This window comes from Acidobacteriota bacterium (assembly GCA_009861545.1).
In the GTDB taxonomy this organism is placed as follows: Bacteria; Acidobacteriota; Vicinamibacteria; order Vicinamibacterales; family UBA8438; genus WTFV01.
On record VXME01000026.1, the window covers coordinates 1 to 25,497 of the forward strand.

Annotated in this window: 22 protein-coding genes, 2 tRNA genes and 1 pseudogene; 10 read left to right on the forward strand and 15 right to left on the reverse strand. The window is 71.0% G+C overall.

Going from position 1 to position 25,497, the window contains the following annotated elements; genetic code table 11:
• Window positions 1-199: 199 nt before the first annotated feature.
• The 7 genes from F4X11_03910 to F4X11_03940 all read right to left on the reverse strand — a co-directional run bounded on the left by F4X11_03910 (window position 200) and on the right by F4X11_03940 (window position 4,927).
• Entirely contained in the window at window positions 200-526 is a 327-nt protein-coding gene (locus F4X11_03910) for a hypothetical protein (GenBank protein MYN64161.1), read from the reverse strand.
• Between the two features lie 104 nt (window positions 527-630).
• Window positions 631-1,278: a hypothetical protein gene (locus tag F4X11_03915; GenBank protein MYN64162.1), complete on the reverse strand. Its 648-nt coding sequence runs from the start codon at window positions 1,276-1,278 to the stop codon at window positions 631-633.
• Window positions 1,278-1,976 carry a hypothetical protein gene (locus F4X11_03920; GenBank protein MYN64163.1) on the reverse strand — a complete coding sequence of 233 codons (699 nt, stop codon included), beginning with the start codon at window positions 1,974-1,976 and terminating at the stop codon, window positions 1,278-1,280. Before F4X11_03920 ends, F4X11_03915 begins: the two co-directional genes overlap by 1 nt.
• A 691-nt stretch (window positions 1,977-2,667) precedes the next feature.
• Window positions 2,668-2,742: transfer RNA gene (locus tag F4X11_03925), tRNA-Val, on the reverse strand.
• A gap of 80 nt (window positions 2,743-2,822) precedes the next feature.
• On the reverse strand, window positions 2,823-3,365 hold the full coding sequence (locus F4X11_03930; GenBank protein ID MYN64164.1) for a hypothetical protein: 543 nt from the start codon (window positions 3,363-3,365) through the stop codon (window positions 2,823-2,825).
• The gene (locus F4X11_03935; GenBank protein MYN64165.1) at window positions 3,358-4,425 is read right to left on the reverse strand and encodes a glycosyltransferase family 9 protein; all 1,068 of its coding nucleotides are present in this window, start codon (window positions 4,423-4,425) and stop codon (window positions 3,358-3,360) included. The genes F4X11_03930 and F4X11_03935 overlap by 8 nt, the downstream gene beginning before the upstream one ends.
• A 13-nt stretch (window positions 4,426-4,438) precedes the next feature.
• Window positions 4,439-4,927, reverse strand: coding sequence for an adenylyltransferase/cytidyltransferase family protein (locus tag F4X11_03940; GenBank protein MYN64166.1), 489 nt, complete (start codon window positions 4,925-4,927; stop codon window positions 4,439-4,441).
• Between F4X11_03940 and F4X11_03945 the strand changes: the two are divergent.
• Window positions 4,895-5,038, forward strand: a pseudogene (locus F4X11_03945) (D-alanyl-D-alanine carboxypeptidase). The gene F4X11_03940 and the pseudogene F4X11_03945 sit on opposite strands and share 33 nt — an antisense overlap.
• Window positions 5,039-5,430: 392 nt before the next feature.
• On the forward strand, window positions 5,431-6,045 hold the full coding sequence (locus F4X11_03950; protein ID MYN64167.1) for a hypothetical protein: 615 nt from the start codon (window positions 5,431-5,433) through the stop codon (window positions 6,043-6,045).
• A gap of 29 nt (window positions 6,046-6,074) precedes the next feature.
• Here the strand turns inward: F4X11_03950 and F4X11_03955 are convergent, their stop codons facing one another.
• The 3 genes from F4X11_03955 to F4X11_03965 are packed head-to-tail and all read right to left on the reverse strand — an operon-like array spanning window position 6,075 to window position 9,435.
• Entirely contained in the window at window positions 6,075-7,037 is a 963-nt protein-coding gene (locus F4X11_03955) for a lysophospholipid acyltransferase family protein (GenBank protein MYN64168.1), read from the reverse strand.
• Window positions 6,992-8,101 (reverse strand): tetraacyldisaccharide 4'-kinase, encoded by a 1,110-nt coding sequence (gene lpxK, locus F4X11_03960; protein ID MYN64169.1) that lies wholly within the window; start codon window positions 8,099-8,101, stop codon window positions 6,992-6,994. Before lpxK ends, F4X11_03955 begins: the two co-directional genes overlap by 46 nt.
• Window positions 8,098-9,435 carry a 3-deoxy-D-manno-octulosonic acid transferase gene (locus F4X11_03965; GenBank protein MYN64170.1) on the reverse strand — a complete coding sequence of 446 codons (1,338 nt, stop codon included), beginning with the start codon at window positions 9,433-9,435 and terminating at the stop codon, window positions 8,098-8,100. Before F4X11_03965 ends, lpxK begins: the two co-directional genes overlap by 4 nt.
• 117 nt (window positions 9,436-9,552) lie before the next feature.
• On the opposite strand from F4X11_03965, the gene F4X11_03970 reads away from it, so the two are divergent.
• Window positions 9,553-10,287 carry a hypothetical protein gene (locus tag F4X11_03970; protein ID MYN64171.1) on the forward strand — a complete coding sequence of 245 codons (735 nt, stop codon included), beginning with the start codon at window positions 9,553-9,555 and terminating at the stop codon, window positions 10,285-10,287.
• 76 nt (window positions 10,288-10,363) lie between these two features.
• Here the strand turns inward: F4X11_03970 and F4X11_03975 are convergent, their stop codons facing one another.
• Entirely contained in the window at window positions 10,364-12,112 is a 1,749-nt protein-coding gene (locus F4X11_03975) for a PQQ-dependent dehydrogenase, methanol/ethanol family (GenBank protein MYN64172.1), read from the reverse strand.
• Between the two features lie 327 nt (window positions 12,113-12,439).
• On the opposite strand from F4X11_03975, the gene gap reads away from it, so the two are divergent.
• Together gap and F4X11_03985 are read left to right on the forward strand one after the other, a co-directional pair.
• Window positions 12,440-13,453 (forward strand): type I glyceraldehyde-3-phosphate dehydrogenase, encoded by a 1,014-nt coding sequence (gene gap, locus F4X11_03980; protein MYN64173.1) that lies wholly within the window; start codon window positions 12,440-12,442, stop codon window positions 13,451-13,453.
• A 6-nt stretch (window positions 13,454-13,459) separates the two neighbouring features.
• Entirely contained in the window at window positions 13,460-14,650 is a 1,191-nt protein-coding gene (locus F4X11_03985; protein MYN64174.1) for a phosphoglycerate kinase, read from the forward strand.
• Window positions 14,651-14,664: 14 nt separating this feature from the next.
• Here the strand turns inward: F4X11_03985 and F4X11_03990 are convergent, their stop codons facing one another.
• Both F4X11_03990 and F4X11_03995 read right to left on the reverse strand, forming a co-directional pair.
• Entirely contained in the window at window positions 14,665-15,318 is a 654-nt protein-coding gene (locus tag F4X11_03990; protein MYN64175.1) for an RES domain-containing protein, read from the reverse strand.
• Complete coding sequence (locus F4X11_03995) at window positions 15,315-16,013, reverse strand: hypothetical protein (protein ID MYN64176.1); 699 nt, start codon at window positions 16,011-16,013, stop codon at window positions 15,315-15,317. The genes F4X11_03990 and F4X11_03995 overlap by 4 nt, the downstream gene beginning before the upstream one ends.
• 380 nt (window positions 16,014-16,393) lie before the next feature.
• Here F4X11_03995 and F4X11_04000 point away from each other — a divergent pair, with 380 nt between their 5' ends.
• The 3 genes from F4X11_04000 to F4X11_04010 all read left to right on the forward strand — a co-directional run bounded on the left by F4X11_04000 (window position 16,394) and on the right by F4X11_04010 (window position 17,858).
• Window positions 16,394-17,158: a triose-phosphate isomerase gene (locus F4X11_04000; protein ID MYN64177.1), complete on the forward strand. Its 765-nt coding sequence runs from the start codon at window positions 16,394-16,396 to the stop codon at window positions 17,156-17,158.
• A 34-nt stretch (window positions 17,159-17,192) separates the two neighbouring features.
• Window positions 17,193-17,732: a preprotein translocase subunit SecG gene (secG, locus tag F4X11_04005; protein MYN64178.1), complete on the forward strand. Its 540-nt coding sequence runs from the start codon at window positions 17,193-17,195 to the stop codon at window positions 17,730-17,732.
• 39 nt (window positions 17,733-17,771) lie between these two features.
• Window positions 17,772-17,858 (forward strand) — tRNA-Leu (locus F4X11_04010).
• Window positions 17,859-17,884: 26 nt separating this feature from the next.
• Here F4X11_04010 and F4X11_04015 read toward each other — a convergent pair.
• Together F4X11_04015 and F4X11_04020 are read right to left on the reverse strand one after the other, a co-directional pair.
• On the reverse strand, window positions 17,885-18,370 hold the full coding sequence (locus tag F4X11_04015) for a hypothetical protein (GenBank protein ID MYN64179.1): 486 nt from the start codon (window positions 18,368-18,370) through the stop codon (window positions 17,885-17,887).
• On the reverse strand, window positions 18,292-19,431 hold the full coding sequence (locus F4X11_04020) for a PQQ-binding-like beta-propeller repeat protein (protein MYN64180.1): 1,140 nt from the start codon (window positions 19,429-19,431) through the stop codon (window positions 18,292-18,294). Before F4X11_04020 ends, F4X11_04015 begins: the two co-directional genes overlap by 79 nt.
• A 151-nt stretch (window positions 19,432-19,582) precedes the next feature.
• Here F4X11_04020 and F4X11_04025 point away from each other — a divergent pair, with 151 nt between their 5' ends.
• Together F4X11_04025 and F4X11_04030 are read left to right on the forward strand one after the other, a co-directional pair.
• Window positions 19,583-22,411, forward strand: coding sequence for a sulfatase-like hydrolase/transferase (locus F4X11_04025; protein ID MYN64181.1), 2,829 nt, complete (start codon window positions 19,583-19,585; stop codon window positions 22,409-22,411).
• Window positions 22,412-22,540: 129 nt separating this feature from the next.
• Window positions 22,541-25,414: a sulfatase-like hydrolase/transferase gene (locus F4X11_04030; protein ID MYN64182.1), complete on the forward strand. Its 2,874-nt coding sequence runs from the start codon at window positions 22,541-22,543 to the stop codon at window positions 25,412-25,414.
• The last annotated feature ends 83 nt before the right edge of the window (window positions 25,415-25,497 follow it).

A 25,497-nucleotide genomic window follows, 5' to 3' on the forward strand; every position in this document is an offset into this window, starting at 1 on the left:
CTTTTGCATTCTGTAACTTACGGGTAGCCGCCTCGAGTTTCTTGGGACACTAGTGTGTCGTGCACCCGATCCCGAGGCGCCGGAAGAGGCCGCCGTTGCCGCTGCCATCGTTTTTTTCCGGCGTTCCTCGGCTAAATCGCCATCTGTAATCGCCCCTTTCCGTGGGGTCGATGATCTCTGATCTCTGGTCGTTGTGAGGTCACGGCAGGTCGAGCCATCGTGACCGTGCTGCCAGCTCGGTCGCATGCCCCTTCTGCTGATCCCGCGCCTCATCTCCGACGATGTTCAAGAAGATGTCAGCGTGATAGATGTTGTCCGGCTGCGGCGTGGCCTCGACCGTCCTCCTGTTGGACGCTGCTTTTCGTACGGTTATCACTGCCCAGCCGTGAAGCTGCCGTGGCGGTTTCCTGTTCTTCGCCCGCTTGCGGCCCAGAACGGCCATCTCGTCGAGCGTTGCGTGATCCATGCGGTCGACAGACAGGGACGGAGCTTCCACCGCCTCCAGAAAAACGTCCCGGATGATCACGCCGCTCGTCCGCCATGTCTTTGCGGCTCGGCTTGCCACAATGCTTCTGCCCAGCCGCTCGTCCTGTTCGAGCTCGGGCAGAGCTTCCCGTCGTGGGAGCGGCATTATGCCCCGGCCTCTGCCGCCAATGCCTCCAGCTGCGCCATCACGAACGCGTCCGGCAGATCTGATGAGTCATCTGAGCGGAGCCGCCGGTTCCTTCCGCCGATGCTCGAAAACCACGCCCCCTGTCCGTCATTGCTCAGCTCAATCAAGACGGCCGCCGGCACGCCCGGCGACTGGAAGTGAATGACGATTTCTCCGTCGTCCGTAGGGTAAATCGTCGGCTGAATCGTTCGTCCGGCCAGTTCCCGCAGGATCCTCGCCGCTTCGCCCTTCGTTCTCGTGCTGATCGCGGGCAGGCCGTCCTCGATGACTTCCCGGTCGATCTCTTCCAGGTCCTCCAGGGCGCTCTCGATCCAGGTCGTAGCAGGCTGTGTGGGCGTATCCCAGATTAGCAGCATGCTGTTCTCCAAATGCCGGATCCAAATGGCGCGGAAAACGGAAGCTGCTGATTCCGCGGCGGCGGGATCTACGCCAGTGCGGAAAGGATTCTCCTCTTTCGGTCCGAACGCTGACGCTGCCGTCGGCCGCATCGTCCTTCGCAGGCTCCTGCCGACCGAAAAAGGATCGGGCCACGCATGCTCGCGTGCCGGCGGCGGCGCGTACGGGTTTTCCGCCATGTTCCCAAGCATTGACGAAACACCCATCATCAGTCTCCCCTGTGCAATCCTACCGCCCGATCCGCCATCGCGTGCAACCGGGCGACAGCCTGCTCGAGACCGCCGAACGCTTCGAGTTCCGACTCGGGCATGTAAATGCTCGTTGTTACGAACAGCCCCTTGGCAAGCGACGTCGACTCTTCCACTGAGCGGTGCAGTTGCCAACGCCGGTCGTGTTCCTTAAACGTCACCCGTATCGAGGGCCGGTACCTGATTCCTGGCTCCTGTTCCGTGACTGCAACTGCACCTTCGTGTGCAAATTGCCCAAGGTACGTGTCGACCGCGGCGTCATCTGAAGTCGCAACATCCTGACTCGAGTGCAGCGAGAACCAAGCAACTCCGTTGTCGGGGAACTCCGATGCCAGAAACTCCCAGCCTCGTCGAATGGCCTCGAATACGACCTCGTACGCAGGTCGCGTCACGTTTGCGAAACTCAGGTTGAGCGTGTCCGCGTTGAGGACGATGCTCCCTGCGCCCCCAAACAGTCGACAGGTACATGACGCGTCGCCCAGCGAGTTCGCGTAGCTCATGCTGATATCCTGCGGCTGGATCGCCGTCAACTCGTGGAGCCGGTACGGGACCCCGGCGACGAATTTGCGCTGAGCAGACAGCCAGTCCGTGATGAAGTGTCGCAGCTTGATGCTGAGCTCGATCTGTTCAGGCTCCGGCGCGACCCGCAGGGTCTTCATGGGAGTCGCGTCCTCCGGGTCCAACCTGCGTAGGCCCTTCCCGGCGCTGACACGGCCCAGCCCTGGTTGCGGCGAGATTCCGGACAACGCTGGGGATGCGATCCCATGTTTCCTCATTGCGCCGACGACCGGTCTGCATCATGACCAGTCCAGCAGACTGATCCTCGCCCCCCCGATTGATCCGGCCGGGCAGGTTCGTTCCTGCCCGATTTGCGGGCATTCTCGTTTGCGACGCCCGATCTGTCAACGGGGCGCCCGCGCTCGGCGCGTCGTCGCGGGGCCGCTCAGGCCTCCGTCGTTGCGGCCTCTCTGCTTCATCGTAGCACCGAGCGCGCGTGTGGCCGCGCCGAGCTCCTCCTCGAGCTCGAGCTGAGCCAGGTCGGCGCGCGAGACGAACCGCGGCTCCGGCGAAGAATCAGGAGCGAACTGGTCGGCAGGCTCGACTCCTGACCGACGTCGGGCATGGTGAAGACCGGTGGCAACACCGTGCCGGGGCGCTGCGCGGCCGCGCCCTGCGGCAGCGTGTAGGCGTGCCGCGTCGATTACCGGACATGGACGAAGGCCCTGACGATCGGGCCGCAACCCCAGGACCGGCGACCGGGTGTCGATGCGCGCCCGGACCACGGTCAACACGCTCAAGCTCCTCGAGGATCCCGACGGGGGTGCGGATCCAGGTGCGACTTCTATCGGTTGGTGGGCGGTACAGGATTCGAACCTGTGACAACCGGTGTGTAAAACCGGCGCTCTACCCCTGAGCTAACCGCCCCGGCGCCCGCGGCCACCGGAAACAGCACCGGCGCCATGGCGGGCGGATGCAACCGTTCCATTAAACACGACCTCGACTCGCTATGCGGCCTGCCAGGCCCTGGCGCACAGCAGCAGCACCGCGGCGGCGAGTCCGAGCAGGGCCAGGTGCTCGCCGTTGCCGGTGGCGCGGCGCAGGCTGAACCGGCGGAGCGAGGCCGTCGCTTCACCCGCCGCGTAGCGCGCGTAGATGTCGCCGAAGTCCGCCCGCAGGGTCGCCTCCTCGAGTCGGATCGCCGCCGCCAGCATGACGGCGAGGTACGCGAGCACGACGCCGGCGACGAGCGCCGACGCGGCCGCCACGACGAAGCCGACGCCGATGACGGCCGAGCCGACGTACAACGGATGGCGCATCAGCCGGTACGGCCCCGACATCGTCACCTCGCGGCTCTTGACGAGATGGCCCGCCGCCCAGAGCCGCAGACCCTCCCCCAGCAGCGCGATCGGGACGCCGGCCGCGAGAGACGACCACGAGGGCCGCGCGCCGGCGAACGCCACCGCCGCGACGACGAAGCCGGCGATCACGCGGCGGCGTGCGACGCGGAACAGGAAGCGGAGGAACGGGTCGGCGTCGAGATCAAGCATGTCGGGAGGCAGCCTCCCGGCTGCGTTCGAGGCGCCGCAGGCGCCGGTCGACGGCGGCGCAGACCTGCCCCACGGAGACGCCGTCGAGGCAGCCGGTCCGCTCCCGGCAGCGGCGCACCATGTGGACCTCGCGTCCGGTCCCGGCCCGCCGCGCGGCGCAGGCGCAGTCGGGAAAGGCCGAGACGACCTCGTCGTGGGGCGACCACGGCCCGTTGCGGGCCGGATCGCTCGGGCCGTACAGGCCCACCACCGGGGTCCCGAGCGCGGCGGCGAGGTGCAGCGGTCCCGTGTCGCCCGACACCAGCAGGGCGCCGGCCCGCAGCAGCGCGGCCAGCTCGACGAGGTCGGTCGGAGGTGCCAGCCTCGCCGCGCCGGCCGACGCCGCCACCACCGCGGCGGCGCGGGCCTCGTCCCCCGGTCCCCAGATCACCACGCACGGCCTGCCGTGCGCGCGGGCGACGTGCGCCGCGACCGCGCCGTAGCGCGCGGGCGGCCAGCGCTTGGTCGACCAGGCGGCGTTGGGGTTGATCAGGACGGAGCCGCGGGGCGGATCGAGACTTCGCCGCGGTGCGTCCACGGCGGGCGGCGCGTCCGCCCGGATCGGGAAGCGCCAGTCGCGGTCGGCCAACCCCAGCGCGCTCAGGATCCCCAGGTTGCGGTCGACGACGTGACGCGGGCGGCCCGGGTCGGCGCTCTCCGTGTGGAGCCAGCGCGCCCAGGGCTCGCGCAGGAAGGGCGTGCTGAAGCCGACCACCCGGCGCGCGCCGCTGAGCCGCGCCACCAGCGCCGACTTGCCCAGTCCCTGCACGTCGAGGGCGACGTCGTACGGCACTTCCCCGAGCTCGCGGCGCAGCGCCGCCCAGCCCGCCGCCGTCCGGCCGCGGGTGCGCAGCACGACGCGGCGGTCGAGGCCCGGCACCAGGTCCAGCAGGGGGGCGTAGCGTTCGTCGATCGCCCAGTCGACGAAGGCGTCCGGAAACCCGCGCCCGAGGGCGGCGGCGACCGGAATCGCGTGGACGACGTCGCCGAGCGCCCCGAGACGGACGATCAGGATGCGCATCGGCTCGACCGGCCTATTCCGGGCGCGCGCCGGCGATCCGGCTCAGCAGGTCGCGCGTCGAGTGGTCCTTCGGATCGCCGACGATGGCGGTCCGCCCGCCGTAGGCGCGCACCACCTCGCGCTCCGGCACCGTCTCGGCGGTATAGTCGGTCCCCTTGCAGTGGACGTCGGGCCGCAGCCGCTCCAGCAGACCGGCGACCGTCGCCTCCTCGAAGATCACGACGTAGTCGACCATCCCGAGCGCGGCCAGAATCTCGGCCCGCTCCGCGGCGGCCTGCACCGGCCGGCCGCGCCCCTTCAGGGCCGCCACCGAGCGGTCGGCGTTGACGGCGACGAGCAGGCGGTCGGCTTCCGCGGCGGCCCCCCGCAGGTAGCGGACGTGCCCGACGTGCAGGAGATCGAAGCACCCGTTGGCGAGCGCCACGGTGCGCCCGGCGGCGCGGTCCGCCCGGACGAGCGCCGCCGCGCGATCGGGCGAGACGACCAGTCCCACCGGGCTCAGCGCTCCTCTCCCCGATCGGCTCGATCGCCTTCGCGATCGGCGCGATCAGCGAGATCGGCGCGATCGCCTTCGAGATCGGCGAGATCGGCGCGATCAGCCCGGATCGCCCGGATCAGCTCGGCGCCGGTGACGGTCGCCGTGCCGCGCTTCATCACCACCAGGCCCCCCGCGTAGTTGGCGAGGCGCGCCGCTTCGTACAGGGACGCGCCGGCCGCGAGGGCGAGCGAGAGCGTCGCGATGACGGTGTCGCCCGCCCCGGTCACGTCGGCCACTTCGTCGGATCCGAAGATGCCGATGTGGTCGGTCTCCCGCCCGGGAACGAACACCGCCATACCCCGGCTGCCGCGGGTCAGGACCACGCCCCCCGCCCCCGTCCGCGCCAGCAGCTCCCTGCCGGCCCGCTCGAGGCGCGCCGGATCGTCGCCTATCGGCCCGCCGAGCGCCTGCTCCGCCTCCGCCTCGTTCGGCGTGCACGCCGTGCAGCCGCGAAAGGCGGCCAGGTTGTGGCGCGAGTCGACGAGCATCGGAATCGGCGGTCTGCCGCCGCCCCCCGCGAGACGTTCCCGAAGTCGAGCGAACAGCGCCGGCGTCACGAGCCCGGACCCGTAGTCGGAGCAGAGCACCGCGTCGCAGCCGTCGAGCGCGTCGAGCGCCGCCTGTCCGAAGTCGGCGGCGGCGGCTTCCGCATCGCCGACCGACCGGCGATCGACCCGCACGATCTGCTGGCGGGCCGTGTGCCGTCCGCCGGCGAGAATACGGGTCTTGACCGGCGCCCGATAACCCGCCGGCCGCAGCACGCGCGAGACGTCGACCGACGCCCGCAACCCGTCCAGCAGCTCCTGCTCGCCGGGACCGACGAGGCCCACGAGCCTGACCTCGCCTCCGAGCGCGCCGGCGTTGGCCGCCGCGTTGCCGGCGCCGCCGGGCACGACGGCGGTGCGGTCGTGCTCGAGGATCAGAACCGGGGCCTCGCGCGAGACGCGGGCGGGCCGCCCGTAGAGGAACTCGTCGGCGATGACGTCGCCGATCACCGCGATCCGCAGGCCGGCGAACCGCTCGGCCAGACCGACGAGCCGGGGCGATGGATCGGCTTCGCGCCGCGGCGGGAACGCTCCTGACGATGGACTCACGGTAGGACGTCCGGATTCTAGCGTATCGGCGCCGCGGCGCCCCGGGAGGGAGCCGGCGCCGGGGCGCGCCAGCGGCGGTGCATCCACAGCCACAGGTGCGGGTCGCGCCGCACGTACCGCTCCAGCAGGTCGGTGCAGCGCTGCGTGCAGGTGCGGACCGCGTCCGGGTCGTCGGCGTCCGGCGGGACGATCGGCGCCTCGTAGATCAGCCGGTAGCGGTTGCCCGGCAGCGGCAGCGCGAAGACCGGCACGATGGCCGCGCCGGTGTGCAGCGCGAGCGATGCGATGGCGGACGTCGTCGAGGCCGGGCGCCCGAAGAAATCGACGTCGACGGCGCTGCGGTCCTGGATGTGCTGGTCGATCATCATGCCGACCGAGCCGCCGCGGCGCAGCTCGCGCAGCAGCTCGCGCAGCGCGCCCTGCCGCGGCAGCACGCGCGTGCCCACGCGGGTGCGAATCCGCTCTATCAGCCCCTCGAGCAGCGGGTTGTCCAGGGTCCGCGCGACCATCACGATGGGCTGGAAGCGCAGCGCGTGCACCATGATCTGCAATTCCCAGCTTCCGAAGTGGCCGGCGAAGTACATCACGCCGCGTCCGCGGGCGGTCGCGCGCCGGACGTGCTCGGCCCCCTCGATCTCGACCAGCGGCAGCATCTGCTCCAGGCGCATCGCGTCGAAGCAGAGAAAGTCGACGACGTGGCGGCCGAGCTGCGCGAAGGTCGCGCGCAGCACGTCGCGGCAGTCCGCCTCCGTCCGTGCCGGAAACGCCGCGCGCAGGTTCGCCACCGCCAGCTCCCGGCGGGCGCCGTGGAGACGGTGAAAGAGGGCCCCGAGCGCCCCGCCCGCGGCCAGGCTGACCCGCCGCGGGAGCGTCCTCGCCAGGGCCCGGATCCCCAGGACCGCGGCGTACTCCAGGCGGTGGCGGATCGAGGCGCTCACCTGCCGTCTCCCGCCGCCGCGGCGACGCGCTCGAGCAGCCACGTGCGGAAACGGTCGGCCGGCTCCACCGCGACGCGCAACGGCGCCGCGGCGGCGGCAAAGTCGAACGGGGCGAACGGTGCAAGCCGCACGGCGTCCTTCTCGGTGGTCAGCACCAGGCCCGCGCCGTGCGCGGCGGCCTGCGCCGCGATCCGGCGCACGTCGGCCGGGGTGAACGGATGGTGATCCGCGAACGCGAGCAGGCCGGCAACGTCGAAGCCGGCGGCGGCCAACGCGTCCCGGAAGCGTTCCGGCGCGGCGATGCCCGCCACCGCGAGCACCGGCCCCGCTGCCTGGCCGATGCCGCCGCCGCCCACCGCGGGGCCGCGCGACTCGCCGCCGCCCACCGCGGGGCCGCGCGACTCGCCGCCGCCCGCACTCGCGGCGGCCGCGGTCCCGTCCGCCGCCCGGCGCACGACAGGCCGGGGAGCCCCGAGCGAGCGGCGCAGCAGGAACCAGATGCGCGCGCCGAGCCGGTCCGCCACCGCGCCGGCCGCGTCCACGTCCGCCGCGTCGACGACGAGGGCATCGGCCAGGCCCGCCGCCGCCGGGCGCTCGCGCAGGCGTCCGGCGGGAAACGTCGGCTGATCGAGATCCTCCGCGCGCACGAGCACCAGATCCACGTCGCGGGCGAGCGGCAGGTGCTGAAATCCGTCGTCCAGCACGTGCACGGTCGCGCCCAGCCGCGTCTCGGCCACGCGCCCCGCCCGGTAGCGGTCGCGGCTCACCAGCACGGACACGCCGTCGAGACGCTCGGCGAGCATGCGCGGCTCGTCGCCGGCCGTGTCGATGCCGGCGCGCAGTCGGTCCGGATCGCGCACCACGACGACCCCGCGGGTGGGAAGCCGCCGCCCGTAGCCCCGGCTCAGAACCGCCGGATGCTCGCCGGCGTCGCGCAGCAGCTCGGCGACCAGGGCGGCCACCGGCGTCTTGCCGCTGCCGCCGGCGGCCAGCGCACCGACGCTGACGACGGGCCGCGACAGCCGGCGCCGCGCGCCCGGCCGCGCGTACCACTGCCGGCGCCACGCCGCCCCGCGCGCGTAGAGAGCACTCAGCATGCTCGTCACGTCGATTCGCGGTCCTCCGGCGGCAGCAGCTCCGCCGCCGCCGCGATCGTGCGCCGCGTCGCCCCCAGGTTCCGGTGGACGACGGCCCGCGCGGCGGCGCCGAGCCGTGACCGCCGCGCGCCGTCCCGCATCAGGTCCCCCAGCGTCTCCGCCAGCGCATCCGCGTCCCGCACCTGGATCGCCGCGCCGCGCGCCACGAGCTCGCGCGCCACGTCGGCGAAGTTCTCCATGTGGGGGCCGAAGACGATCGCCCGGCCGGCGGCGGCCGGCTCGATCGGGTTGTGACCGCCGGCGGGGACGAGGCTGCCGCCCACGACGACCGCCGACGCGATCTCGAACAGGCTCGCCAGCTCGCCCAGCGTGTTCAGGATGACCACCTCGGCGCCGGGTTCGCTGCCGGGCGCCAGCGCACTCCGCATCCGCACGCGATACCCTGCGCGCCGGGCGGTCTCCCGCGCCTCGTCGAACCGTTCGGGATGGCGCGGGGCGATCACCAGCAGCGCGTCCGGCGCCGCCCGCCGGATGCGCGCGAACGCCCGCAGGACCGGCTCCTCCTCCCCCCGCAACGTGCTCGCGGCGATGAGCACCGGCCGCGAGTGCGCGAAGGCGAACGCGGCCCGCAGGCCGTTACCGTCGCCGGCGTCGGGGTCGGGGTCCGCGCCGGGGTCGGGCGAGGATCCGGCGGGACCGCCGACCGCGTCGAACTTCAGGCTGCCGGTGACCGTGACGCGGTCCGGATCCGCCCCGATGGCCACGAACATGCGCGCCCATTCCTCCGTCTGCGCGCAGACGCGCCCCACGTCGGCCAGCACCCGCCGCATCCCGCCGCGGACGAGACGATAGCGCCGGAACGAACGTTCGGACAGCCGGCCGTTGACGATCAGCGCGCCCACCCCGCGCCGCCGGCAGGCCCGGAGCAGATTGGGCCAGATCTCGGTGTCGACGACCAGGAACAGCGCCGGCGCGATGCGGTCGAGGGCGCGATTCACGAACCACGGGAAATCGAACGGCGCGTAGCACACGGCGTCGGCGTCCCGCCCGAAGCCGCGGGCCACCCGCTGTCCGGTCGCGGTGGTCGTGGACAGGACCAGCCGGTGCGCCGGGTACACGGCCCGCAGCGCCCGCAGCAGCGGCCGCGCCGCGAGCGCCTCGCCGACGGAGACGGCGTGCACCCACACCGACGGCCGGCGGTCGGGATTGACCGCGGCCGGCAGGCGGCCGAACCGCTCGCGCAGACTGCCGGGCTCCTTGCCCCGGCGCCATATCCCGTACGCCGTCGCCGGCAGAAGCGCCAGGAAGTAGACGAACAGCAGGACCGTGTAGAGCAGATGCATCGAGGTCGGCGGAACCGGGTCACTCGCGTTCGAAGTGCACGGAATCGGACCTTAGCACGGCCGTCGCTCGCCAGGGCGCCGGCAGACCGCCGTACGGCCTGGCGGTAGAATCCGTCGATGCAGAGAAACGTCGCCGTGGGGCTGCTGTTGCTCGCCGTGACGCCACTGCCGGCGAGCGGTGAGGATCGCGATGTCCTCGCGTCCGCGGAGCAGCGCGCGGCCGCGGTGGAGCCGACGCCGGCCGCGGGCGGGCGCGGCCGTCCGACGGCGAAGATCGCCACCACGCTGGCGCTCGTCGGCGCCGGCGTCGGCATGGTGCTCGCGGGCAGTCCCGCGTACGTGCCGTCCCGGTTCGCGCCGGGGAACACGCCGCGGCGGGTCGACCTGAGCGTCTACCTGGGCGCAGGCAGCTACCCCGGCCACAGCTACCGCCTCACCCGCCGGCGCGGCGACGCGTTCGGGACGGGCTACGGATGTCCGGCCGGCGCCGCCCGTTGCGTCGTCGACGCGCAGGAGCTGGCGGACCAATACGGCTTCGGCCTCACCGACGGTTACGATCTCGGCCGCTTCGAGGGGCTGGTGGCCGGCCACCGGGAGGGCTTCGACGCCGGTCAGGCGGCCACGATCCGGATCCTCGACGCCAACGGGTTCGTGGTGTACGACGGTGGCTTCACGCCGGCCTCGTACGTCGAAGAACGGTTCAGCGACCGCAAGAACCTCCGCTACGGCGGGGTCGGCCTGCTCGCCGCCGGCGCGCTGATCAGCCTGTTCTGGCCGGACTCCCCGGCGCGGAACCTGGATCTGCAGCCGCTTCCGGGCGGCGGCCGGATCGGCGCCGCGGTCGGCTTCTGATCCGGTCCCCGCGTTCCCATCGCGACCGCGACCACGCCGCCGCGGCCGCGGCGGTCGGCGGTCGGCGGTCGGCGCGTCAGCACTGGCAATCGATTGCGAACGCCGCGACCATGCTGCCGGCGTCCGAAGCGCCGCCGTGCGGCGAGAGCTGCAGAGCGACGTACTGCGTGCCGCCAACCGCGTACGACGTCACCACCGACCGCACCAGGTACCCCTGCACGGCATAGCGCCACAGCGGCTCGCCCGTCAGGGCGTCGAAGGCACGCAAGACCCCGCCGCTGTCGGCAAGAAAAACCAGGTCGCCGGCGGTCGCCAGCACGGAACCGGCGCGGGCCTGCAGCTCGTAGGTCCACACCCGCTCTCCCGTATCGAGATCCCACGCCTGCAGCTCGCCCACGTGGTCGGTCCCGTCCCGCCTGTATACGTTGACGCTCGCACCTGTGTAGGGCAGGCCCGGACGGTATTCGACGGCTCGACCTTCCATGGACGAGCAGAGATTGTCGACGGCGGGAACGTAGAGCAGGCCGGTCCGCGGATTGAACGCGTCGGGCCGCCAGTCCCGGCCTCCCGCGAACGAGGGGCAGAACTCGACGCGCTTTCCGATGCCGGGCTTGCGCGCGCTGTCGTACTCCGGACGGCCGGTGAACGGATCCACGCTCGTGAACACGTTCTGATGCACGAACGGCTGCGCTTCCAGGAACCGCATGCCGCCATCGCTCCGATCCAGCAGCCACAGGTAGCCGTTTCGTCCGGGGTGCGCGAGGGCGGGAATCGTCCGCCCGCCGCGTTCGATGTCCACGAGCAGGGGCGCGTTGGCTTCGTCCCAGTCCCAGGACCCGTTCCAGTGATACTGGTGGTGGTTCAGCAGCGCGCCGGTGGCGGCGTCGAGCGCGATGGTCGAGTTCGTGTAGAGGTTGTCGCCGGGGCGCGCGTCGCCCATCCAGGGGCCGCCGTTGCCGACTCCCCAGTAGGTGATGCCGAGCGCCGGATCGTAGTTGCCGGTTATCCACACCGGGCCCCCGCCGGTCTGCCACGAATCGCCCGACCAGGTCTCGGCGCCCGGCTCGCCCGGCGCCGGGACCGTGTACCGCCTCCAGACCTCGTCGCCGCTGCCCGCATCGAGCGCGACGACGAACCCGCGGACGCCGTGCTCGCCGCCGGAGGTGCCGACCATGACCATGCCGTTCACCGCCAGCGGCGCCATGGTGATGTAGTAGGTGCGGCGGTAGTTGGCGATCACCCGCTTCCAGACGACCCGGCCGGTCGCCGCCTCGAGCGCCACGACGCGCGCGTCGAGCGTGCCCACGTAGACCCTGTCGCCGTACAGCGCCACGCCGCGATTGGTGGCATGGGGGCGCCGCACGTCGGCGGGCAGCGGATGCCGGTAGCGCCACACCAGGTTCCCCGTCTGCGCATCGAGTGCGATCACCTGCTCGGCCGTCGTGACGAACATCATCCGGCCGTTGACGATCGGCGGCGACTGCGGGACCCCGTCGTTCGCGCCGGTCGTGAACGTCCAGGCCGGCGCCAGATCCGCGACGTTGGAGTTGTCGATCTGGCTCAGCGGACTGAATCCCCATCCGTCGTAGGTCCGCCGGTACATGAGCCAGCTCTCGGGTTCCGGATCCAGCAGGCGCTCGTCGGTCACCGGAATGACCATGGGAACGCCCGGCACGGCGCGCGGCAGGTCCTGCGCGGACGCCACCTGCGCGGCCGTTGCGGTCAGGCCGCTCGCGAGACAGCCGATGACCGCCAGACGCGCTGCCCGGCGGGCGCGGTCCGTGGCCCGGCGGGCGGCGATCCGCGTGCGCATCGACAGGAACATGCAGCGGGATCATAGCAGCCCGGTCGGGGGCGCCCGCCGGATGGAGATCGACGACAACTCGCCTTTTTTCCGGTTGCCAGGGACGCGATCGGCCGGCTCGTGGCCCCATCCCGAGCGGTGGACGCGGCAGGACGCGGGAGGACCCGTGCGCCGGGGAGAAACGGTCTGCAAGCGGGTTTGACCGGCTTCCGCGCGCGTCGGTACAATTGTTCGTTTTGCTTCCGTGCGGGAGACCGCGCCGGGGGTGGAACGACGCGCTTGTCGGCCGTCACATCTATCGAAACAACAGAAACATCGAGAGCGAGCGCCTCGCGGAGGACAGGGGAAATGGCCATCAAGGTGGGGATCAACGGGTTCGGGCGGATCGGCCGCAACATCATGCGGGCCGCCCTGCGGAGCGGCGAGCAGGGTATCGAGTTCGTCGCCGTCAACGACATCACGAATCCGGAGACGCTGGCCCACCTGTTCAAGTACGACTCGGTGCTCGGCAACCTGTCCGACGAGGTGGCGGTCGAAGGCGGCGGGCTGCGGGTAGGCGCGCGCCACTTCCAGGTGCTGTCCGAGCGCGACCCGGCGGCCCTTCCCTGGAGCGACCTCGGCGTCGACATCGTGGTGGAGTCGACCGGCCTGTTCACGAAGCGGGACGACGCCGCGAAGCACCTCGCCGCCGGAGCGAAGACCGTGATCATCAGCGCCCCGGGCAAGGCTCCCGACCTGACCCTGGTGCTCGGCGTCAACGACGACCAGTACGACCCGGCGCGGCACCGGATCATCTCCAACGCCTCTTGCACCACCAACTGCCTGGCCCCGGTGGCCAAGGTGCTGCACGAGAGCTTCGGCCTGCGCCGCGGCTGGATGACGACGATCCACTCGTACACGAACGACCAGAAGCTGCTCGACCTGCCGCACCAGGACCTGCGGCGCGCGCGGGCCGCCGGCGTCTCGATGATCCCGACCACGACCGGGGCGGCGTCGGCGGTCGGGCAGGTGCTGCCGGAGCTGCAGGGCCGGCTGGACGGCATCGCGATGCGGGTGCCGACGCCCAACGTGTCGGTGGTCGACCTGGTGGCCGAGGTGGAACGGAAGGCCGGCGCGGAGGAGATCAACGCCGCGTTCGGCGCCGCGGCCGGCGGCCCGCTCGCCGGCATTCTCCAGTTGTCGCAGGAGCCGCTGGTCTCGGTCGATTTCAAGGGCAACCCCCACTCGTCGATCGTCGACGCGTCGTACACGAAGGTGATGGAAGGCGACTTCGTCAAGGTGCTGTCGTGGTACGACAACGAGTGGGGCTACTCGTCCCGCTGCGTCGACCTGGTGAAGCTGATCGCGGCGAAGTCGGCATAGGGCGGCGTGGCCAAGCGCTCCATCCGCGACCTCGATCTCGCCGGTCGGCGCGCGTTCGTGCGCGTCGATTTCAACGTGCCGCTGGCCGGCGGCGCGGTGACCGACGACACCCGCATCCGGGCGGCGCTGCCGACGCTGCGGCACGCCCTGGAACGGGGCGCCTCGCTCGTTCTCGCGTCGCATCTCGGCCGCCCGAAGGGCAGGCCGAAGCCAGAGCTCAGCCTGCGGCCGGTGGGGGCGCGGCTGGCGGATCTGCTCGGCCGCCCGGTGCGCTTCGCCGCCGACTGCATCAGCGAGCCGGCGCGGGCGGCGATGGCGGACGCCGGCGCCGGCGGCGTGACCCTGCTGGAGAACCTCCGCTTCCACGCTGAAGAAGAAGCGAACGACCCGGACTTCGCGGCGGCGCTGGCGGCGCTGGCCGACGTCTACGTCGACGACGCGTTCGGCTCGGCGCACCGCGCCCACGCCTCGACCGCCGGCATCGTCGCCCACGTCGCCGACGCGGCGGCGGGACTGCTGCTGGAACGCGAGCTGGAACACCTCGGGGCCCTGCTCGCCTCCCCCGCGCGGCCGTTCGTGGCGGTGCTCGGCGGCGCGAAGGTGTCGGGCAAGTTGGAGGTCATCGAGAACCTGCTGCCGCGGGTCGACGCGCTGTTGATCGGCGGGGCCATGGCCTACACCTTCTTCCGGGCGCGCGGGCTGCCGGTGGGCCGCTCGCTGGTCGAGCCGGACCTGGTCGAGACCACGCGGCGCGTCGAGCGCGACGCGGCCGAGCGCAACGTCCGGCTGGAGCTGCCGGCCGACCACGTGGTCGCCACCGGACTCGAGGCCGGCGCCGCCTGCGAGTGCCTCGCGGTGGACGACCCGGCCATCGGCGAGCGGCTGGGCGTGGACATCGGCCCCCGGACGCGGAAGACCTACGCCGACATCATCGGCGCGGCCCGGACCGTGGTCTGGAACGGACCGCTGGGCGTGTTCGAGGTGGATGCGTTCAGCCAGGGGACGCTGGCCGTCGCGCGCGCGGTCGCCGACACCGCGGGCGCCACCGTCGTCGGCGGGGGCGATTCGGTCGCCGCGATCGCCAAGGCGGGCGTCGGCGCGCAGGTCACGCACATCTCGACCGGCGGCGGGGCGTCGCTGGAGTTTCTGGGGGGCCGCACGCTGCCGGGCGTGGCGGCGCTGCCGGACAGCGGCTGAGCCGCCGGCTTCGCTCAGATCACGATCGTGATGCCGGCGCGCCGCCCGGCCCGCCTGACGTCAGCGAGGAACAAAGGCTCACGCCGCCCGTCCCGGCGGGCGACGACTCGGAAGTCGAGGGTGCGCACGCGGTCCCCGAAGAAGAGGCAAGCATCGTCAGGGTCGCACTGATTCGAGGTCCACACCAGCCCCTGCACCTCCGGAAACTGGTCATGAACCGCCTTGGCCCAAGCGGCCGTTCGTGGGTAGAGCTTCGGCGAGCTCCCAATCAGCGAGTTACGGGAAATGTGCCATTTCGACAGATCGGGCTCGCGGAGGCTGGCAAGCCGGATGTCGCACCGAAGCTCGAGCGTTCCGTGGACGCAGTCCATGACGCGGCTCGACAACACGGACTTCCTCTTTGCCTTCGCGGGCACGTCATGGAAGATGGTTTCGTACGCAGCCGCAATGAAGGTGCTCCCCGCATACAGCGACGGAACGCATCGTCCGCGGGCATCCAGGATCGGCGCAAACCGCGTCGGATTGCCCCGGCACGGGTTGAATTCGTTGGAGAGCCGGTTCCAGGCGTGCACGCGATGCAAACGGGTTCCCGCCTGGCGCACCACGATATTTGGAGGCGCGAGCGCGGGTGAGGGCCCGAGAATCGTCACACTACGAACGCCCGTCAGCCCTCGGCCCGCTCAGCGAGCCGTCGCGCCGCTTCGACGACCTCGCCGGGCGCATCGAGCCGGTCCTGTGGCTCCGCCCCGTCGAGCCAGCCGTTTCCGGACGCGAACCACAGGGCGATCTGCCACCCGGTCGCCGTTGCAGGAACCTCACGGAGAATCCGCTTGACGATGGGTCGGGGCTGTCCGTCCTCGAATTGAAACGCCGGGTACAGATCCCGGCCCCCGTGGCGAACGGCAAACACTCTTCGTTCCCGCTTCCAGCGCGATGCCGGTTCGCTCGCGTTCTTCGGGCTGAGCCCCGAGGCGGCGCGGATCTCGGGTCCGGTAAGCACCCGCGTTTCCTGCAGGTAGTCGGCCCGCAGCCGGGCATTGTCCGTTTCCAGTTCGGCGCGAACCTCGGCGCGCGGCGCGTCCGGAAGGATGCTCCGGATCATCAACTCGATGTTGCGCTCGGTGAGTTCCTGCCGGTGTATCGCAGCCATCGACGGCAGACGCGCGAGCACGCGCCGAAAGAGCTCGGCGAGTTCCCAATCCGCGGTCCCCACGAGGGCCCAATCGCCCGGCATTCCGGCATCGGTATTGGCGATCCGCTCGCGAAGCCGCTCGGGAAGCGCGCTGATGTCGTCGGCAGCCAGGAAGAAACTGACCAGCAGGTTCGTCTGACAGGCCTCCGGCTGCGCCTTGTCGCGTGACATCCTCGCTAGTATGGATACTAGTGAAAATCAGGTCAAGGCACGTGCCGTGGCACGAGTCCGCGACAGTGACGGAACGGCAGACGCTCCAGCTTGAGCGGCTCGTGAGTCATAGGCTCGTGGCGGTTCGAATCCCCCCTTCCGCCCCTTCCGCACCACCAGAGTAGAATCGACGCCCGATGGCAGCTCGGAAGCGTGGGGGCCCGGTTGCCGGCGCTCGACTGGGCGTCGGGGGCCCGTGAAGGCCTGGTCGTCGTGTCGAAGCGACACACATCATCGAGTTGACGCCGTGGGATGAGGATGATTCCCCACCGCCTCCACAAGAAATCGAACTCTGGAGGCGATAGGCGTCGCCAGCAAGGTCCGTAACCGAAGGGATCATGATGCGTACGCCCGTCCTGGCCGCCAACTGGAAGATGCACAAGACGATCGCCGAGGCGACCGCGTTCACGACGGCGTTCCTGCCTCTGGTGGCCGGCGTCGACGACGCCGAGATCGTGCTCGCGCCCCCGTTCACGGCGCTCGCGGCGGTGGCCGCCGCGTGCCGCGGCAGCAACGTCGCCGCCGCCGCCCAGAACGTCCACTGGGAGCCGGGGGGCGCGTTCACCGGCGAGATCAGCCTGGCCATGGTGCAGGACACGGGAGCGGGCCACGTCATCGTCGGCCACTCGGAGCGGCGCCACCTGTTCGGCGAGGACGACGCTGCGGTCAACCGCAAGACGCGGGCGGTCCTCGCGGCCGGCCTGACGCCCATCGTCTGCATCGGCGAGACGCTCGCCGAGCGCGAGGCCGACGAGACCGCGGCGGTGCTCGACCGGCAGATCGACGGCGGGCTGGCCAATGTGACGGCCGAGCGGATCGCCTCCCTGGTGATCGCCTACGAGCCGGTCTGGGCCATCGGCACCGGACGCACGGCCACGCCCGACCAGGCGCAGGAGGCCCACGCGCACGTCCGCCGGCGCCTCGCCGCGCTGGCCGGCCGGGGGGCCGCCGACCGCTGCCGCCTGCTGTACGGCGGCAGCGTCAAGCCCGCCAACGCCGCCGACCTGTCCGCGCAGCCGGACGTCGACGGGGCGCTCGTCGGCGGCGCCAGCCTCGACCCGCACAGCTTCGCCGCGATCGTCGACACGTGTCGGGAAGCACCGTGAACCCCTCCGGACAGCTCGCGTCCCGCGGACGTTGATGCGCACACTGGCACCACGGCCCACGCATCCCGGAATCTCACCGACTCTACTTCCCGTTCGCGCACGACCGCCTCACGCACGGCCTCTTGCGGATCCGCCGGGTCGCCACAGGTCCCAGAAATCCGCAGGCAGCACGACGCCGCTTGGAGTATCATTGGTGGCTGTGCTGACCATGATCGCATCCGGCGTCTACGTGCTCGCGTGCCTGCTGCTGATTCTCGTCGTGCTGCTTCAGCAGGGCAAGGGAGGCGACATCGCCGCCGCATTCGGCGGCGGGGGCACCCAGGCCGCCTTCGGCGCGCGCGCCGGGGCCTCGCTGCTGACCCGCGTGACGACGGTGCTCGGCACGCTGTTCATGGCCGGCTCGCTGCTCCTGGCGATCATCGGCCAGCGAGGACCGAGCTCGGTGCTCGGCGGCCTCGACGCGCCGGAAGCGGCCCCGGTCGAGGTCGAGGAGCCGGCGACGTTGCCCGAGCCGGCCGCGACGGACGACGAGTCCGAGAGCGGGGATTCGGCGACGACCGAGGACCCGCAGTAGCCGCGCCGGGACGCCCGGCTCGGACGCCCGCCCACGAACGCGGAAGTGGCGGAACGGCAGACGCGCCAGCTTGAGGGGCTGGTGGGCCAATGGCCCGTGGGGGTTCAAATCCCCCCTTCCGCACCAACATCCCACCTGACAGCGGAATGAAGTCAACACTGCAGCAACGCGCCGAAGCCGCCGCCGAGCGGTTCAGTACGGCCAGAAAGCCGGTGGTGATCGAGGAGGAGATCCTGTTTCTTCCCGCCGACGCCGTGGCGCCGCTCTTTGAGACGGACACATGGATCGGCAGGTCGGCGGCGCAGCAGCTTGTCGAGTTGTTCACCACGAGGGGCACTTTCAGAAGCCGAGAGGCCATGGAGTCCGACCTCACGCTGGTTCAGGCGCTGCCGGTCGTGGTCGTGCGCAACCGAAGCGGCGACCTCTTGCGACTGAAGCGCCGAGAGCGGCGCGAGGACAACCCGCTCCACGGAAAGATAGTGATCTGGGCCGGCGGTCACGTCAGACGAGAGGATGGCGCCAACGGGCCATCCATCGGACGGGGCGCGGTCCGCGAGCTTCAGGAAGAGCTCCGTCTCAGCGTCGAGCCACGCGAGCTGGAACTGCTCGGCGCGGTCTGGATCCGGGGCCGACCGCATACGACGACACCACCGACCGCACCCGGTACCCCTGCACGGCGTAGCGCCACAGCGGCTCGCCCCCCAGGGCGTCGAAGGCGCGCAGGACCCCGCCGCTGTCGGCAAGAAAAACCAGGTCGCCGGCGGTCGCCAGCACGGAACCGGCGCGGGTCTGCATCTCGTAGGTCCACACCCGCTCTCCCGTATCGAGATCCACGCTCGTGAACACGTTCTGATGCACGAACGGCTGCGCTTCCAGGAACCGCATGCCGCCATCGCTCCGATCCAGCAGCCACAGGTAGCCGTTTCGTCCGGGGTGCGCGAGGGCGGGAATCGTCCGCCCGCCGCGTTCGATGTCCACGAGCAGGGGCGCGTTGGCTTCGTCCCAGTCCCAGGACCCGTTCCAGTGATCGGGCCCCGCCGGTCTGCCACGAATCGCCCGACCAGGTCTCGGCGCCCGGCTCGCCCGGCGCCGGGACCGTGTACCGCCTCCAGACCTCGTCGCCGCTGCCCGCATCGAGCGCGACGACGAACCCGCGGACGCCGTGCTCGCCGCCGGAGGTGCCGACCATGACCATGCCGTTCACCGCCAGCGGCGCCATGGTGATGTAGTAGGTGCGGCGGTAGTTGGCGATCACCCGCTTCCAGACGACCCGGCCGGTCGCCGCCTCGAGCGCCACGACGCGCGCGTCGAGCGTGCCCACGTAGACCCTGTCGCCGTACAGCGCCACGCCGCGATTGGTGGCATGGGGGCGCCGCACGTCGGCGGGCAGCGGATGCCGGTAGCGCCACACCAGGTTCCCCGTCTGCGCATCGAGTGCGATCACCTGCTCGGCCGTCGTGACGAACATCATCCGGCCGTTGACGATCGGCGGCGACTGCGGGACCCCGTCGTTCGCGCCGGTCGTGAACGTCCAGGCCGGCGCCAGATCCGCGACGTTGGAGTTGTCGATCTGGCTCAGCGGACTGAATCCCCATCCGTCGTAGGTCCGCCGGTACATGAGCCAGCTCTCGGGTTCCGGATCCAGCAGGCGCTCGTCGGTCACCGGAATCACCATGGGAACGCCCGGCAAGGGGATCATAGCGGCATGGGCCGCCGGGCGAAACGATGAGCGACACTACGGCTTCTCGCCGGGGTGGCCGCCGAGGCGGGCCGTCTCGACCTTATAATCATGGCGCAGTCAACGTTATGTCCGGACACCCACGCGCTTGGCGGCGTGGCGCGGCGATCTGATGCCATCCCTCTCGCGAGCCGGCCGCTGGTACCTGGCGGGAGCGGTTTCGCTCACCGTCTTCTGGCTGGCCCTGCGCGGCTTCGCGCCGGCCCCCGGGCTCACGCGCAGCTACCACTACCCGTACGCCCCGCTCAACCGCTCGACCGAGCCAGCCCTCGAAGAACTGGCCGCCCCGGTCGTCGAAGAACACATCTCCACGGTCGACCTTGCGTTTATCGACGAGCGAGGTCACCCCGCAAGAGACTACCTGGTGCGCTGGAACGGAGTCTGGTTTTCCCCCCGCCCGGAACGGATCGACTTCTACGCCGCCGCCGACGATGGCGTGGTCGTGCGGCTGGACGGCGAGATCGTGATCGAACGGAACCCCGACACCGGCATGGCAACCGCGGTGCGGACGGTGGAGCTCGACGCGGGCGCCCACCGACTGGAGATCGACCACTGGCAGCACGGCGGCCCATCCGGGCTGTACCTGGCATGGGCTCCCGCGGGCGGCGATTCTCCGGTCCCTCTCGGCCCGGATCGGCTGTTCGCGGCGGATCCGGGCGCCCTCGCCTACCGGATGCTGGCGGCGTTGCCGGCGCTGGGCATGCTCGTTCTGCTGGGCTGGGGGGCGCTTCCCGCATTGATGCTCGGCCGGATGGTCCATCGAGAAGTCTCCGCCTTGACCAGACAGGTGCTGGCGACCCGCCTGCGGGTCGTGCTGTTCCCCGCGCTCCTCGGTCCAAGTCAGCTCTTGATGTTCGGCCCCTGGACGGTGCATGCCACCAATCGGACCGAGTTCCTGGTGTCGTTCTGGAGCCTGGCTCCACGCTGGCTCTGGCTGCTGGGCCCCATCGCGGGTGGACTGGCGGCGCTCGGGATCGTCCTGCCGGAGCGATGGTTTACGCGCTACGTCGCCGCGCTCTGGGCTGTCGGCGTGCTGCTCTGGGTACAGGGCAACCTGCTGGTCGGCAACTACGGCTTGCTGGACGGTGCCGGACTCGACCTGGCGTCGCACGCCTGGCGGGCCCCGGCCGAGGCGGGGCTCTGGATCGGTGGAATCGGCTTGGCGACGTTGCTTGCCGGGGCGGTCATGCGGGCCGCCCCTCTGGCGAGCGCGCTCCTGATGGCGCTTCAGGCGGCCGTCCTGCTGCTGCCGGCGGCGGTCGCACCGGCGGTGGACCGGGCATCCACCCTGCCTACCACCTGGGAAGGGGACACCGACTGGCAGTTGCCGCCGGAGGGAATTTACGAGCTGTCGCGTACCCGCAACATCATCCACATCGTGCTCGACATGTTCCCGACGCACGTGTTCGCCGAAATTGCCGCCGCCGATCGGCCTGCCTTCGACGACCGCTGGTCCGGGTTCACCTTCTTCCGGGATCACCTGGGCGCTTTCCGCACCACGAAGGCCAGCATGCCCGCGATGCTCACCGGAGTGGCCTATCGCAACGAGTTGCCGTTCAACGAGTTCAGAGCGCACCGGGCGAACGTCACCGTACTGCATGCGCTCGGGGAGCAGGGCTATCGGCTCCGGTGGGCAGCGCCCTGGGCGCCGCCGCGCGGCGACCGCCCGGCCCCGTCCCTGCCCGCCGGTCTCGATGCGTCGACATCGTACCGCATCCCGTCGCCGTACGGGAGTCGGCGGGACTACCTTGCCGTCTCGGCAGCCCAGTTGCTCGACCTGTCCCTGTTCCGGCACGCACCCCACGACCTGAAGGCCGGCGTCTACAACGATGGGCAATGGCTTCTCCAGCCGCGGGTTGCAGCGCGGATGGAGGTGGAGGCGGCTACGGAACGAGCCGTCGGGGACCTCCGGTTTCTGCGGGAGTTCGCCGACCGGATCAACCCGGGGGAGGATGCCCCGGTGTACGCCCTGCTGCACGCGATCGCACCGCACTACCCGATCGTCGTGGACGCGGACTGCCGGTACTTCGGGAAACGACTGCCGGTCTCCAAAGACAGCTACGACGCACAGGCGCGATGCGCGTTGAGCAGTGTCCAGGCACTGCTCGACAGGCTCCGCTCTCTCGATCTCTACGACCGCACCGCCATCGTCTTGACATCCGATCACGGATTGGCCGCGCTGGCTCCCGGCGACCATCCGCTGCGCGGGATACGCTCACCGGCCGGGGTGCTCGACGGGATCGCGACCGATGCCACGCCGCTACTCGCGATCAAGCCCTTCGGCGCGCGCGGGCCGCTTCGCACGTCCGACGCCCCGACCGCGATCACCGACCTGCCGGCCACGCTGCTCGACCTCGCGGAGCTGCCGAATACCCTGCGTCGGGGCACGTCGGTGCTTGCGCTCGATCCGGCGACGCCTCGCGAGCGCACGTACGCCCATTACGAGTGGGGGAGGCGAAACGGCTGGGCGAGTCCGTACTTCGACGTGCTCCACGTGTTCTCCGTCAACGGACGCGTGACCGATGCCGAATCCTGGCGCTATCGAGAGGCGCTCTTCCAGCCATATTTCGATCGCGAGGGGCAACGCAGGACACATCGCGTCGGCCTGCATGCGCTCGAGGACCGAACGACGGGCCAGACCGGCCGACCGGTCTACCGGACCGACGGCTACGCGGTCTTCTACGCGGCGCCCGACAACCCGCGCATCACGTTCGACGTGCGCAACGCGTCGACCGCCCGGTCGCCGCGGACGGTGACCGTGCGCATCGACGGCGATGTCGTCGGCGAGCACCTTGTAGACGAGACGTGGCGCACGCTCGCCTATCCCGTCGCGGCGCGCGACGCGGACGACAGCCCTTTCTGTGTAGAGTTGCTGGTCAGCCCGGTCCGGCGCGCCGGCGAGGACCCCGACGGCGCGATGTTGCTCCGGGGCGAGTTCTGACGCGGCACGGGTCGGGTTGCCGGCCGATAATCCGGCGGGCGTCGCCCGCGTCATGGAAGCGATCCGCTGGGTGGATCCGCCTGCCAGGAAGCGATCGGGTTAGCGGCGCAACGGCGAAGAGGGGACGGAATGTCGGAACACCCACGCAGCACCGCTCGCCTGCCGGCATGGCGCGGCGGCTTGGCGCCATCCCTCTCGCGCGCTGGTCGCTGGTACCTGGCGGGAGCGATCGCGCTCACCGTCCTCTGGCTGGTCGCGCGCGGCTTCGCACCGACCACCGGGCTCATGCGCAGCTACCACTACCCGTACGCCCCGTTCGATCGCTCGACCGAACCGGCCTTCGAAGAATTGGCTGCCCCGGTCGTCGAAGAACACATCTCCACGGTCGACCTTGCGTTTATCGACGAGCGAGGTCACCCCGCAAGAGACTACCTGGTGCGCTGGAACGGAGTCTGGTTTTCCCCCCGCCCGGAACGGATCGACTTCTACGCCGCCGCCGACGATGGCGTGGTCGTGCGGCTGGACGGCGAGATCGTGATCGAACGGAACCCCGACACCGGCATGGCAACCGCGGTGCGGACGGTGGAGCTCGACGCGGGCGCCCACCGACTGGAGATCGACCACTGGCAGCACGGCGGCCCATCCGGGCTGTACCTGGCATGGGCTCCCGCGGGCGGCGATTCTCCGGTCCCTCTCGGCCCGGATCGGCTGTTCGCGGCGGATCCGGGCGCCCTCGCCTACCGGATGCTGGCGGCGTTGCCGGCGCTGGGCATGCTCGTTCTGCTGGGCTGGGGGGCGCTTCCCGCATTGATGCTCGGCCGGATGGTCCATCGAGAAGTCTCCGCCTTGACCAGACAGGTGCTGGCGACCCGCCTGCGGGTCGTGCTGTTCCCCGCGCTCCTCGGTCCAAGTCAGCTCTTGATGTTCGGCCCCTGGACGGTGCATGCCACCAATCGGACCGAGTTCCTGGTGTCGTTCTGGAGCCTGGCTCCACGCTGGCTCTGGCTGCTGGGCCCCATCGCGGGTGGACTGGCGGCGCTCGGGATCGTCCTGCCGGAGCGATGGTTTACGCGCTACGTCGCCGCGCTCTGGGCTGTCGGCGTGCTGCTCTGGGTACAGGGCAACCTGCTGGTCGGCAACTACGGCTTGCTGGACGGTGCCGGACTCGACCTGGCGTCGCACGCCTGGCGGGCCCCGGCCGAGGCGGGGCTCTGGATCGGTGGAATCGGCTTGGCGACGTTGCTTGCCGGGGCGGTCATGCGGGCCGCCCCTCTGGCGAGCGCGCTCCTGATGGCGCTTCAGGCGGCCGTCCTGCTGCTGCCGGCGGCGGTCGCACCGGCGGTGGACCGGGCATCCACCCTGCCTACCACCTGGGAAGGGGACACCGACTGGCAGTTGCCGCCGGAGGGAATTTACGAGCTGTCGCGTACCCGCAACATCATCCACATCGTGCTCGACATGTTCCCGGCGCACGCGTTCGCGGGGATCGCCGCCGCAGACCGGCCCGCCTTCGACGACGACTGGTCCGGGTTCACCTTCTTCACGAATCACCTCGGCGCCTTCCCGACCACGAAGGCCAGCATGCCGGCGATGCTCACCGGAGCGGCCTATCGCAACGAGTCGCCGTTCTACGAGTTCAGGGCGCGCCGTGCGAACGACTCCGTCCTGCACGCGCTCGGGGAGCAGGGCTATCAGCTCCGCTGGGTGACCCCCCTGGGCGGCGACCGTCCGGCCCCGTCGCTGCCAGGGCTCGATGCGTCGGCCTGGTACCGCATCCCGTCGCCGTACGGGAGCCGGCGAGACTACCTTTCCGTCTCGGCGGCCCAGTTGCTCGACCTGTCGCTGTTCCGGCATGCGCCGCACGACCTGAAGGCCGGCGTCTACAACGACGGGCGGTGGCTGCTCCAGCCGCGCGTTGCAGCGCGGCTGGAGGTAGAGGCGGCTACGGAACGAGCCGCCGGGGACATCCGATTCCTGCGCGAGCTCGCGGGCCGGGTCACCCCGACGGGCGATGCCCCGGTGTACGCCCTGCTGCACGTGATCGCGCCGCACCCGCCGATCGTCGTCGATGCCGACTGCCGGTACCTCGGGGAGCACCTGCCGGTCACCGCGGCCAGCTTCGACGCGCAGGCGCGGTGCGCGTTGAGCGGTGTGCAGGCGCTGCTCGACAGACTCCGGGATCTCGATCTGTACGACCGCACCGCCGTCGTCGTCACGTCCGATCACGGATTGGCCGCATTGGCTTCCGACGACCACCCGCTGCACGGGGTACGCTCACCGGCCGGGCCGCTCGACCGGATCGCGACCGATGCCACGCCGCTGCTCGCAGTCAAGCCGTTCGGCGCGCGGGGACCGCTTCACACATCCGACGCGCCGACCGCGATCACCGACCTGCCGGCCACCCTGCTCGACCTCGCGGAGCTGCCGAATACGCTGCGCCGGGGCACTTCGGTGTTCGCCCTCGATCCGGCAGCGCCCCGCGAGCGTACCTACGCCCATTACGAGTGGGGCAGACGAAACGACTGGGCGAGTCCGTACTTCGACGTGCTCCACGTGTTCTCGGTCAACGGACGGGTGACCAATCCCGAAGCCTGGCGCTATCGAGAGGCGCTCTTCCAGCCGACCGACGATCGCGACGCACAACGCCGGGCGCATCGCGTCGGCCTGCATGCGGTCGAGGACGGACCGGCGGACCGGACCGGCCGTCGGGTCTACCGGACCGGCGACTACGCGGTCTTCTACGCAGCGCCCGACACCCGGCGCATCACGTTCGACGTGCGCAAGGAATCGGCGGCCCGGCCGCCACGGACGGTAACCGTACGCATCGACGGCGAGGTCGTCGGGGAACACCGCCTTGCGGACGAGGCCTGGCGCCCGCTCGCCTATCCCGTTGCGGCGCGCGGCGGGGACGACAGCCCTTTCTGCGTAGAGTTGCTGCTCAGCCCGGTCGGACGCGCCGGCGAGGGCGCCGACGGCGGGATGTTGCTCCGGGGCGACTTCTGACGCGGCGCGGGTCGGCCCGCCGGCCCGGTGTGACGGGTAGGTCGCGCGAGCCGGAGCGCAGCGCCGTGCGGGCCGAAGGATTT

Bases quoted from the DNA above. Each gene is read 5' to 3' on its own strand.
- F4X11_03915 (MYN64162.1), bottom strand. From the start codon at position 1,278: ATGATGGGTGTTTCGTCAATGCTTGGGAACATGGCGGAAAACCCGTAC.
- F4X11_03920 (MYN64163.1), bottom strand. From the start codon at position 1,976: ATGAAGACCCTGCGGGTCGCGCCGGAGCCTGAACAGATCGAGCTCAGC.
- F4X11_03930 (MYN64164.1), bottom strand. From the start codon at position 3,365: ATGCTTGATCTCGACGCCGACCCGTTCCTCCGCTTCCTGTTCCGCGTC.
- F4X11_03935 (MYN64165.1), bottom strand. From the start codon at position 4,425: ATGCGCATCCTGATCGTCCGTCTCGGGGCGCTCGGCGACGTCGTCCAC.
- F4X11_03965 (MYN64170.1), bottom strand. From the start codon at position 9,435: ATGCATCTGCTCTACACGGTCCTGCTGTTCGTCTACTTCCTGGCGCTT.
- F4X11_03970 (MYN64171.1), top strand. From the start codon at position 9,553: ATGCAGAGAAACGTCGCCGTGGGGCTGCTGTTGCTCGCCGTGACGCCA.
- F4X11_03975 (MYN64172.1), bottom strand. From the start codon at position 12,112: ATGTTCCTGTCGATGCGCACGCGGATCGCCGCCCGCCGGGCCACGGAC.
- gap (MYN64173.1), top strand. From the start codon at position 12,440: ATGGCCATCAAGGTGGGGATCAACGGGTTCGGGCGGATCGGCCGCAAC.
- F4X11_03995 (MYN64176.1), bottom strand. From the start codon at position 16,013: ATGTCACGCGACAAGGCGCAGCCGGAGGCCTGTCAGACGAACCTGCTG.
- F4X11_04000 (MYN64177.1), top strand. From the start codon at position 16,394: ATGCGTACGCCCGTCCTGGCCGCCAACTGGAAGATGCACAAGACGATC.
- secG (MYN64178.1), top strand. From the start codon at position 17,193: ATGCGCACACTGGCACCACGGCCCACGCATCCCGGAATCTCACCGACT.
- F4X11_04015 (MYN64179.1), bottom strand. From the start codon at position 18,370: ATGCGGTCGGCCCCGGATCCAGACCGCGCCGAGCAGTTCCAGCTCGCG.
- F4X11_04020 (MYN64180.1), bottom strand. From the start codon at position 19,431: ATGATCCCCTTGCCGGGCGTTCCCATGGTGATTCCGGTGACCGACGAG.
- F4X11_04025 (MYN64181.1), top strand. From the start codon at position 19,583: ATGCCATCCCTCTCGCGAGCCGGCCGCTGGTACCTGGCGGGAGCGGTT.
- F4X11_04030 (MYN64182.1), top strand. From the start codon at position 22,541: ATGTCGGAACACCCACGCAGCACCGCTCGCCTGCCGGCATGGCGCGGC.